The 9,706-nt window shown below is 29.6% G+C and carries 10 protein-coding genes; 4 read left to right on the forward strand and 6 right to left on the reverse strand.

Going from position 1 to position 9,706, the window contains the following annotated elements; all coding sequences use genetic code 11:
- Positions 1 to 152 precede the first annotated feature (152 nt).
- Positions 153 to 1,268 (reverse strand): 4-hydroxybutyrate dehydrogenase, encoded by a 1,116-nt coding sequence (locus tag ACK2WN_RS11415; protein WP_416155639.1) that lies wholly within the window; start codon positions 1,266 to 1,268, stop codon positions 153 to 155.
- Positions 1,269 to 1,337: 69 nt separating this feature from the next.
- On the reverse strand, positions 1,338 to 1,559 hold the full coding sequence (locus ACK2WN_RS11420; RefSeq protein ID WP_118548976.1) for a YdbC family protein: 222 nt from the start codon (positions 1,557 to 1,559) through the stop codon (positions 1,338 to 1,340).
- 251 nt (positions 1,560 to 1,810) lie between these two features.
- Here ACK2WN_RS11420 and ACK2WN_RS11425 point away from each other — a divergent pair, with 251 nt between their 5' ends.
- Together ACK2WN_RS11425 and ACK2WN_RS11430 are read left to right on the forward strand one after the other, a co-directional pair.
- Entirely contained in the window at positions 1,811 to 2,899 is a 1,089-nt protein-coding gene (locus ACK2WN_RS11425) for a helix-turn-helix domain-containing protein (RefSeq protein ID WP_416155640.1), read from the forward strand.
- A gap of 289 nt (positions 2,900 to 3,188) precedes the next feature.
- On the forward strand, positions 3,189 to 3,710 hold the full coding sequence (locus ACK2WN_RS11430; RefSeq protein WP_300528404.1) for a YfbM family protein: 522 nt from the start codon (positions 3,189 to 3,191) through the stop codon (positions 3,708 to 3,710).
- Positions 3,711 to 3,792: 82 nt separating this feature from the next.
- Here ACK2WN_RS11430 and ACK2WN_RS11435 read toward each other — a convergent pair whose 3' ends face one another.
- Together ACK2WN_RS11435 and ACK2WN_RS11440 are read right to left on the reverse strand one after the other, a co-directional pair.
- Complete coding sequence (locus ACK2WN_RS11435; protein ID WP_300528407.1) at positions 3,793 to 4,371, reverse strand: uracil-DNA glycosylase; 579 nt, start codon at positions 4,369 to 4,371, stop codon at positions 3,793 to 3,795.
- Between the two features lie 39 nt (positions 4,372 to 4,410).
- Positions 4,411 to 4,896, reverse strand: coding sequence for a hypothetical protein (locus ACK2WN_RS11440; RefSeq protein ID WP_416155641.1), 486 nt, complete (start codon positions 4,894 to 4,896; stop codon positions 4,411 to 4,413).
- 346 nt (positions 4,897 to 5,242) lie between these two features.
- Between ACK2WN_RS11440 and ACK2WN_RS11445 the strand changes: the two genes are divergently transcribed.
- Positions 5,243 to 6,373 carry a DUF1002 domain-containing protein gene (locus tag ACK2WN_RS11445; RefSeq protein WP_300528410.1) on the forward strand — a complete coding sequence of 377 codons (1,131 nt, stop codon included), beginning with the start codon at positions 5,243 to 5,245 and terminating at the stop codon, positions 6,371 to 6,373.
- Between the two features lie 38 nt (positions 6,374 to 6,411).
- Entirely contained in the window at positions 6,412 to 7,239 is an 828-nt protein-coding gene (locus tag ACK2WN_RS11450; RefSeq protein ID WP_300528412.1) for a DUF4300 family protein, read from the forward strand.
- A 47-nt stretch (positions 7,240 to 7,286) separates the two neighbouring features.
- Here ACK2WN_RS11450 and ACK2WN_RS11455 read toward each other — a convergent pair whose 3' ends face one another.
- Positions 7,287 to 8,171, reverse strand: coding sequence for an ATP-binding protein (locus ACK2WN_RS11455; protein ID WP_416155642.1), 885 nt, complete (start codon positions 8,169 to 8,171; stop codon positions 7,287 to 7,289).
- A 470-nt stretch (positions 8,172 to 8,641) separates the two neighbouring features.
- Positions 8,642 to 9,352: a LytR/AlgR family response regulator transcription factor gene (locus ACK2WN_RS11460; protein ID WP_416155643.1), complete on the reverse strand. Its 711-nt coding sequence runs from the start codon at positions 9,350 to 9,352 to the stop codon at positions 8,642 to 8,644.
- Positions 9,353 to 9,706: the final 354 nt, after the last annotated feature.

Genomic DNA, 9,706 nt, shown 5'->3' on the forward strand with positions numbered 1-9,706 from the left:
TCGCCTATGCTTCGCAGCATAAACCTTGCAAGTCACTATCAAGTTCATTGGTAGCTACGCCTTTTATGGACTTTCACCACAGATTAATAGCATGCCCGTCATACCAAAAAGAGAGACAATCTTTTAAATCGTCCCTCTTCTACACTTACTACCTAATATAACTCTCTATAAATCTCCATCATCTCTTCAATGTCAAACTTCACATAACTCTGGTTCAACAGACGCTGCTGACTCTTCTCAACACTAACAGCAAAACTCTCTATCTCATCTTCCTTCATACCATACTCTCTAAGAGGCTTTCTAACAATAACCTTTCCAAGTAGCTTTTCAATCTCAGGATAAACATCATCTGGATCGCATCCCATAACTCCACCTAAAAACTCATTAAGCTCTGTAATAAATCCTGTTGGATTTGCAGCCTGATAATGCTTAAACACTGCTGTCAAGAACTGATAATTAGCCTCTCCATGTGTAACATGGTACACTCCACTTAAAGGATAGCTCATCGCATGCACTGCCCCTGTTCCAGCATTAGCAAAAGATATACCTGCTAAGTTAGAAGCAACTAAAAATTCTTCTAATAAATTAAATCTATACTCAGGTCCATTTTCTGTAATAAGTTTGAAACCTTTTAAAAGCATCTCCATTGCTTTAGTTGCAAACATTCTTGTATATAAATTGGCTTTTGGTGAAACATAACTTTCAATAGCATGGATCAATGCATCAATTGCACTAGTTGCAAAGAAATCATAAGAAAGCTCAGTTAAAAGCTCTGGTATTATTATTGCATAATCTGGGAATATTGATGGATCTGCAAGACCTATTTTTGTACCTATTTCAACAAATTCAGCTATAGATACACTGCTAACTTCACTTCCTGCACCACAAGTAGTTGGAACTGCTATTATAGGTAGTTCCTTTTCTAGTGGTATTTTTCTCTGATAGTAGTCTGCTGCATCTCCATTTCCAGCTAAAACAAGTATTTTAGCCATATCTATAACTGCTCCACCACCGATTGCTATTACACGATTGCATCCAGATTTTCTAAAATCCTCTAAAAGAGCATTTACCATTACATCTGTAGGCTCACCTTTTCCATAATCGCTCTTAAAGAATACCTTTGCTTTAAGTCCCATATCTGAAAAGTATTTATTATAAATTGTCTTTGTAGCTAAAATAAAGTCAATTTCTCCTATCTCAAACTCACTAACAAACTCTTCACAGCTTTTATACTGATTTACCTGAGTTATATTTTGAAACATTTTCATAATATAATTTCTCCCCCTCTAATACTATCCTTTTTATTTATAATTATTTTTATAGTTTTCTTAAACTATTTATATATCCATTTCATTTAATATTCTTTTTAATTCTCTTAATTCATCAGCTGATAGAGTAACTCCTTTACCCATCTTCTCATGTCCTGGTGCCCAATCTCTTATATCATATTTTGGTGCTCTATCATTCCAACTTATTAGATTTATCTCCTTAGTCCATCCAGAACTATTTTCTGAAACAACTCCAACCTCTTTAACTATATCGTATTTTATACCTGCCATATAAATCACCCTTTCAAAATTAATATCTAAATAGATTATACTACAATTCCACAAACTTTATAGAAGTTATATTTACAATAACATTATTTATCTATTTATAATAAATATATTTAACCAATAGTTAAATTTTTTGATTAAAAGTTGAAAATAGCTCCATTGTCCCCAGCTAACACTTTTGATATCATAATCTTAATAGGAAATATATTTCATATTAAAAGTACAAATCTTCACATAACAAAGGACGTGACTTTATGAACATAAATCAAATAATAAAAGAAAAAAGAAAATCTCTTTCTCTAACTCAAGAACAACTTGCTAACCAGCTTGGTGTATCTACTCCAGCCGTTAGTAAATGGGAAAGTGGAGCTTCTTACCCAGATATAACAATACTTCCAAATCTTGCAAAAATATTAAAAACAGATATAAACACTTTACTATCATTCCAATCAGATTTATCCGATGAAGAAATAAATAATCGGATAAAAGATTTATCAAGCTTTGCACTTAATCACACTATAGATGAAATATTTGAAAAAGCAATGGATATAATTTCAGAATATCCAAACTGCTACAAACTAATACTAAACGTAGCTTTATCTTTAGATGGGTTTGCAATATTTAAAGTAGGAAACTCTGATTTAGATAAGCTTGAAAAATTATCACTAAAAGTAGAAGAATTGTATCGAAAAATTATGGACTCTACAGATGTAAATATAAAAAGTCTTGCTCGGCAACAGTTAATATTTAGAGAAGTTAATAGAAAAAATTTTGATAAAGCAGAAGAACTTTTAGAAACCATTCCTGATAAACTAATGGTTGATAAATCAGAACTTAAAACCAGAGTGGAATTCACTAAAGGTAACTTAAACGAAGCTAAAAAGGCTGCTCAAGAAAAATTGTACGAACTTACTTCAGATGTAAATTCTCAATTATTACTTCTTTTAGATATCGAACTCGATCAAGGAAATATAGAAACAGCTAAATATATTACTGACGTATCTTGCAATCTATGCAAAACACTAGATATTTGGGAATATACAGCAAACTTAGGTAAATTCCAATTCTACATTAAAACTAAAAATGCTGATGCTTTTGTAGAAACACTTTCAGCACTTATAGAAACATATGGTGATATATTTAAACAAAACGACTCTCCTCTATATAGTGAAATTAACCTGGTTAAAGATAACTATGATGATAATTTTACTAATAATTTTATAGACACATTTATGTCTACTATAATAAAATCTCTTGAAACAGATGATGAGCTTGACTTTGTGAAAGATAATCCAAAATTCAAAGAAATCATAGCATCAGCTATAAAAAAATCGAATAGATAACTTTATAAAAATAGGCTCCTGTTTTCCTCAAACAACTGATACAGTAGTCTATTTTTTTATCCAAAAATTTTTATACCAAAATATAATTGATATATTTTTAATTTTCTAAAAATATAATGACTATCTCAAGAAAACGATATATAATATAAGAAGATAACATAATAAAATAAATCGAAAAATAATATTTTTTTATAAAAACAAAAAAGTTTGTTAAATTTATTCATATTGTTAAAAGAAAAACAACTGTATGTATTAAACTATTAATTTATATTTTTAGGAGGATGAAAATATGGGACTAATTGCAAATTATCAAGAAATTAATACAGAAGACCTTGATAGAATTGTTGAAACTATCGAATCTGAAACTGAAATCAACTTATATAGAGAACTAGATAATTTAGCTAATAACGAAGAATTAAATCAATATAATATGGATAAAATGTGGGATTCTTTAAACTTCTTAATAACAGAGGAAACTCATGAGGACTTATCTTTTAAAAGTTTAATAACAGATGCTATTTTTGGTAGTTGCCAATTTCCAGATGATATGGTAGATATTTATCTTGCATTTGTAGCGCCAGATGGTGTATGTGATGTTGCTGATGCACTAAATGACATAGATATAGATGAGTATCTTGACGGATTTGATATGAAAAAATTTGCTACACACAGTGTGTATCCTAATATTTGGGATCACGAGGATGAAAAAGAATTAATCAAATCAGATTTAAAAACTTGTTTTGAAGATCTTAAAGAATTCTACACTGAAACGGCTAAAAACGGAAACTGTGCTCTTGTATTCATAGGATAATATTAAAATTCTTTTAAAATCAAGATGATTTTTAACATCAAAAAAGACGGTGAATTTTTTCAACCGTCTTTTTTATATATATTTATTCTTCAATTTTTTCGCTCATTATTCCAAGCTCATCGATTTTCTTTTTAATTTCTTTTAAATCCTCAAAAGCTGTTCTTTTCTTTGCTGCATCTCTAAGTAAAGCTGATGGATGGTATGTTGCTATCATCCAACAATTCTTTTTCTTGTACCAAATACCATGCTCTTTAGTTATTCTAAACTTAGAATCTATAATAGACTGAGCTGCTATTCTTCCTAAACATACTATAATCTGTGGTTTTATTAGAGCAAACTGGTATCTTAAATACTCTATACAGCAATTTTTTTCGTCTGGCTCTGGATCTCTATTACCAGGTGGTCTACATTTCACAACATTTGCAATATAAACATCGTTTCTACTAAGGTCTATACAAGCAAGCATCTTATCTAGTAGCTGTCCAGCTGGTCCAACAAAAGGTACTCCAGAAAGGTCTTCCTTTTCACCAGGCCCCTCTCCAATAAGAAGTATCTTTGCCTTTCTATTTCCTCCACCTACAACTACATTTGTCCTGTTTTCAGCAAGTCTACATCTATTACAGGTTTTGCAAGCAGATTCTAGTATTTCCCATGAAAACATACCTATCACCTAGCCTAATTTAAATTAATAAATTTATCATTATTTATGGTCGTGTCCACAATCACAGTCGTGGTCATGGCATCCACAGTCACAATCAGCTGCGTGTTCTGCTTCATGAGCTTTTACTTCTTCTTCCATAGCTTTAAATTCCTGTACCATAACTTCGTATTCAGGTAAATCTTTTTCTTCGTTTTCTTCACCTCTCCAGTCAGCGTACATCATCTGATCTCCATTAGTTAAAACTACTCTTCCTGATAAAGTTACATCATCTATTTCTTCAAGTCTTTCTATGTGTTTTTCAAGAGCATCCCCTTCCATTGGAGTATCTTCATCTAAACACTGAACTACCATTACTGGAGCATAGTATCCTTCTTCATCTACAACGTTAACTAAAACGTCTATTTCACCTTCCATACCTTCTGCAAATTCAGCTAGTGGCACATTAGTATCTATCATATCTAGTGGCACATATAAATTTTCTGTTAAGTATTTTATTACTCTATCCTGAACTAATTCTTTTGACATTTTTTATTCCTCCTAAAAGTTTTTAAATTATTTTAATTTCATATAATTATTTTACCACATTCTCTTTATACTTAACATTTTTATTTATACATTCAAATATTTTTTCTTCTTTTAAATTTTATTATTTTTATTGAATTAAAAACTCTTTTTATTATCATAATAATAGTATAACAATCTTTTTTTAATGAATAATTTGTAACTTATTTATTCATTTTCTTTACAATTCACTATTCTTTTGTAACCTAAATAACATAATTGTAATCGCATTATTTCAAAAAATAGTGTATATTAAGTATAGTGAATGTGCAGTGTAGCTCACTGCAAATTTATTTTTAGGAGGTTTAATATGAAGATTAAACAGAAATTATCTGCAATAGCACTTTCAGCTACAATGATACTAAGCAGTCTTTCTATAGCTTTTGCAGATGGATCAAAAGTCGTTACTATTGGAGCCGACTTAAATGCTCAGCAGAAACAGATGATGCTAGATTATTTCGGAGTTTCTGAAAATGAAGCAATGATTATAAACGTAACAAACGCAGAAGAAAGAAAATATCTTCAAGGCGTGGCAACTGATGCTCAGTTAGGTAGAAGAACTATCTCTTGTGCTTATGTTGAGCCAACTTCTGGAAAAGATGGTATCAATGTAAAAACAGCTAACCTTACTTGGGTTACAAGCTCAATGATAGCTTCAACACTTACTACTGCAGGTCTTACAAGTGCCAATGTAATAGCTGCTGCACCGTATGCAGTTAGTGGTACTGGAGCATTAACAGGTGTTATAAAAGCATTTGAAGATGCTTCTGGAGAAAAACTAGATGAAACTAAAAAAGAACTTGCCAATGAAGAGCTTGTTACTACTGGTGATTTAGGTGATGAAATCGGTCAGGATAAAGCTGCTGGTGTTGTAAACGACGTTAAAAATGAGGTAATAAAAGAAGGAACTAGCGATACTACTCAGATTGCTGACATAATAAACAACGTTACTAATAACTACAACGTAACTCTTACACCAGAACAGATTCGGGCACTTACATCTTTAATGGAAAAAATAGGTGCTCAGAACTACAACTACAACGATATAAAAGTTACATTAGAAAATGTTAAATTCAATATAAACGAAAATCTATCAGCTATAGGTGAAAATGTAGACACAGTTGGTTTATTTGAAAAAATAAAACATTGGTTTGCTAACCTAGGTGGTGGAGCTGACACTGGTATATTAGAACAGACTGATGAATCAGCTCTTGGATCTGATGCTGTTGTAAATGCTACTCAGGACAAAGTTGAAGAAGCTGCAAATGCTGCACTTGATAAGGCTGGAGATTTAGCTAGTCAAGCTGCTGACAAAGCTGGAGAAGCCGCTAGTCAAGCCGCAGATAAAGCAAAAGAAGCTTATGATAAAGCTGAAGAACAGGGATTATTTGACAAAATAAGAGCTTGGTTCGAAAATGTTTTAAGTGGATTTGGTAACTAATACACAGCTTTTCTAACTTGTAACTAAAGGACTATAATATGAAAAACAAATTTAAAAAAACTATCGCACTTTTAGGTGCATTTACTATAGCACTACTTGCTCTTGTAGGTTGTGCTTCAAACAAAGATATAATGTATTCTAATATGCAGGATACAAAATCAAGAGAAGAAGTATTCTCAGAACTAAAAAAACATGATGTATCAGAAAATCAGATAAATAAATTAAATGAATGGATGGACGACTTTAATTCTTATGTAAAAGATGGTCAATTATCTAATGGCTTCAAGAAAATGGATGGAGATTTAGTCGATTACTCTACTCTTGAGCTTAAAGACATGCCTTCATACTATGTGAATTGTAGATTAACGTCATTTATGATTATGAAAAACGCACTAACTACAAACTGTAAACCAGATGATTCTGATACATACTTAATGCTAGATTTAGATGCTATAGACACTGATAAGCCAATTTCTATGACTGATCAGGAAAAGCTAAATTACACTACTCTATTTAACTGGATTCCTCTTGATGATGCAAAAACATTAGAACAGCACGAGGAAAAAATAGAAACAGCGTTAAAGGATAGGGATATTAAAATAGACGAATCTAAAGGATTATCTATTATAAATATCTACGTTCACTCTACCTTTGACAATGTTCGTTTTGTAGGTCACACTGGTGTACTTATAGATACCAACGACGGACTTTTATTCGTCGAAAAATACGGACCAGATACTCCATTCCAGGCTACAAAATTCCACAATAGAGAAGAATTAAAAAAATACTTATTAGCTAGACCTGACTTATACGGTGAAAAAGACGAAGTAGCTCCAATAATAACAGAAAACAATAAAGTAATATAAAAATAAAGGGATGTTGTAATTTATGATTTCAACATCCCTTTGTTATATCAAATTTCATTCATAGGTAAATAAATACTAACTACAAATTTTTCTTCTTCCTCTTTTATTCTAATATCCCCCTCATACTTATTTATAGAAGATTTTATACTTTCTATCCCTATCCCATGATAAAACTTATCCTTCTTAGATGTAATAAATCCACCTTTACTATCTCTACTAGAATGAATATTTTTAGACTTACTATTCTCACACCTTATAACAAAATATCCATTTATCCTAGCTGTTCTCAAAGTGATATATCTCTTTTCATTATCTTCTATCTTAACACACGCTTCTATAGCATTATCAATCAAATTCGAAAAAATACTACTTATATCAATCATCTCAATAAAAGCACATTTTCTAAAATCTATAAGTGTGTTAAACTCTATCTCATTTTTCAGACATTCTTTATCTTTTTCAAACAAAATAATATCTAATAGCGTATTTCCTGTGTTATACACACATCTATTTTCCTGCACTTCTTTTTCTATACTATCTATATATTCGTCTATCTCTGTACCATTATTTTTCATAGATTTTATATTTTTTATATGGTTGTTCATATCGTGATATACCTGTCTCATTTTTTTCTGGTTTTCTTCCATATCTAAGTAGTATTTATATTGCATTTTTAATTTCTCGTTCACAATCTGCATTTTAGCATTTTCTTTTTCTGATTTCACATAATTTACAAATATAAATATCAAAATCATATTTATTATTACTAAAATATACGGAAATACGGAATCTATAAAACCAGATAAATTTATAGTAGCCCACATTTTATCGTATTTGATATTATTTTTCATTACTATTTTATATAAATCTTCAATTTTACTTGAAAACGCATTTAAAAAAATGACAATTAAAATATTTGTTATTACAGCCATTGATATATATATCTTATATTTATTTTTGTTATAAAACTTATTCAATCTATTGTAAAAAATAACACATATTAAAATAATTGTTGAACTAATTATTAAATCTAAAAAACATATAATACAAACTCTAAATTCAAATATAGTAGAAATAATCCAGTAAATAGAAGCTTCTAATAAAATATACACTAAACTATATATAAAAGAATTTATCACTGTATCTCTAAAATTTAGATTATAAATAAATCTACAAATTAAAGTTAACATAATTATAATAGCTGTTAAAATTTGAATCTCCACAACACCAAAAGGAAAACCTATAAACAATATTATTGCAGCTGTTAAAATATATGTTACTATATTGCCAAAGTCTTTTCCAAAATATGAGCTATATTTCTTTTTTCTCATAAACATAATAAAACTAACTACAAATAATATCATATTTGTAGATGATAAAATTCTGTATATACTATACTCTTCTAACATAACTTATCCTCTATCATCTCAAAGAATCTATCTTTTATTTCTTTATATTTATTCCTACTCAAAGGAACCTCTTCATCATTTACGAGAATAGAAGTATATCTTTTTATACTTTTTATATATTCTAAATTCACAAGATAGCTTTTGTGGCATCTAACAAACATATCACTATTTATCTCAGTTTCAAAATTACTCATAGTCCCCTTTGTCCTATACGTATCTTTCAACGTATGAACAGTTATATCATTTCCCTGAATTTCAATATACATTATATCTTTCAAACTAATCTTTATCCTCGTATCGCCTTCTTTTATCACTATACTTCTTTTAACGAAATTTCTATCATTCAAACAGTTTATTAAACTAGTCCTCAAATTTTCATCTTTAACAGGTTTCAACAGATATCTATATGCATTAACCTCATATCCCTCCAAAGCATATTCTACAAATGAAGTAATAAAAATTATCTCTACATTATCATCGAACTCTCTAATCTTTCTAGCAGTTTCCATTCCATCTAAACCGTCCATCTGTATATCTAATAGAATAATATCAGTATATTTATCATACCCTTCTAGCAAATCATCTCCAGAATTATATACTTTTATTTCATATTCTATATCCAAATCATCTAAAATCTCTACAACTTTATCTTTTACAAACTCTTGATCATTCTTATCATTCTCACAAATTACTATATTAACCAACTTATCCTCCATAACTTTCTATAATAATCTTTAACTTAATCTTAGACTACACATTTACTTATGTCAATTGAAGAAAAAACTACATCAAACATTATCAAAATACTTATTCTAGCTATTCTATCCCTTTTATCTAGCTATATATAACTAATAAAAATCTGTTACATAAAAAAATAAAGGGGATAACATATTGACTAACTTCAATATATCATCCCTCTTTTTACCCTTGAATTTATAATCTAAGTGCAACAAAAAAAGAACTCATATCATTTTCTTGGTATAATATTCATGCCAACAAAAATTAAAACCAAGGAGAAAATGATATGAGTCTATATAACCATCTTACAATAAATGAGC

Origin of the sequence: Peptacetobacter sp. AB800 (genome assembly GCF_047807365.1) — a bacterium.
Lineage (GTDB): Bacteria > Bacillota > Clostridia > Peptostreptococcales > Peptostreptococcaceae > Peptacetobacter.

Coding starts and splice junctions, on each gene's coding strand:
- ACK2WN_RS11450 (WP_300528412.1), top strand. CDS start 6,412: ATGAAAAACAAATTTAAAAAAACTATCGCACTTTTAGGTGCATTTACT.
- ACK2WN_RS11445 (WP_300528410.1), top strand. CDS start 5,243: ATGAAGATTAAACAGAAATTATCTGCAATAGCACTTTCAGCTACAATG.
- ACK2WN_RS11435 (WP_300528407.1), bottom strand. CDS start 4,371: ATGTTTTCATGGGAAATACTAGAATCTGCTTGCAAAACCTGTAATAGA.
- ACK2WN_RS11440 (WP_416155641.1), bottom strand. CDS start 4,896: ATGTCAAAAGAATTAGTTCAGGATAGAGTAATAAAATACTTAACAGAA.
- ACK2WN_RS11415 (WP_416155639.1), bottom strand. CDS start 1,268: ATGAAAATGTTTCAAAATATAACTCAGGTAAATCAGTATAAAAGCTGT.
- ACK2WN_RS11425 (WP_416155640.1), top strand. CDS start 1,811: ATGAACATAAATCAAATAATAAAAGAAAAAAGAAAATCTCTTTCTCTA.
- ACK2WN_RS11420 (WP_118548976.1), bottom strand. CDS start 1,559: ATGGCAGGTATAAAATACGATATAGTTAAAGAGGTTGGAGTTGTTTCA.
- ACK2WN_RS11455 (WP_416155642.1), bottom strand. CDS start 8,171: ATGGCTGTAATAACAAATATTTTAATTGTCATTTTTTTAAATGCGTTT.
- ACK2WN_RS11430 (WP_300528404.1), top strand. CDS start 3,189: ATGGGACTAATTGCAAATTATCAAGAAATTAATACAGAAGACCTTGAT.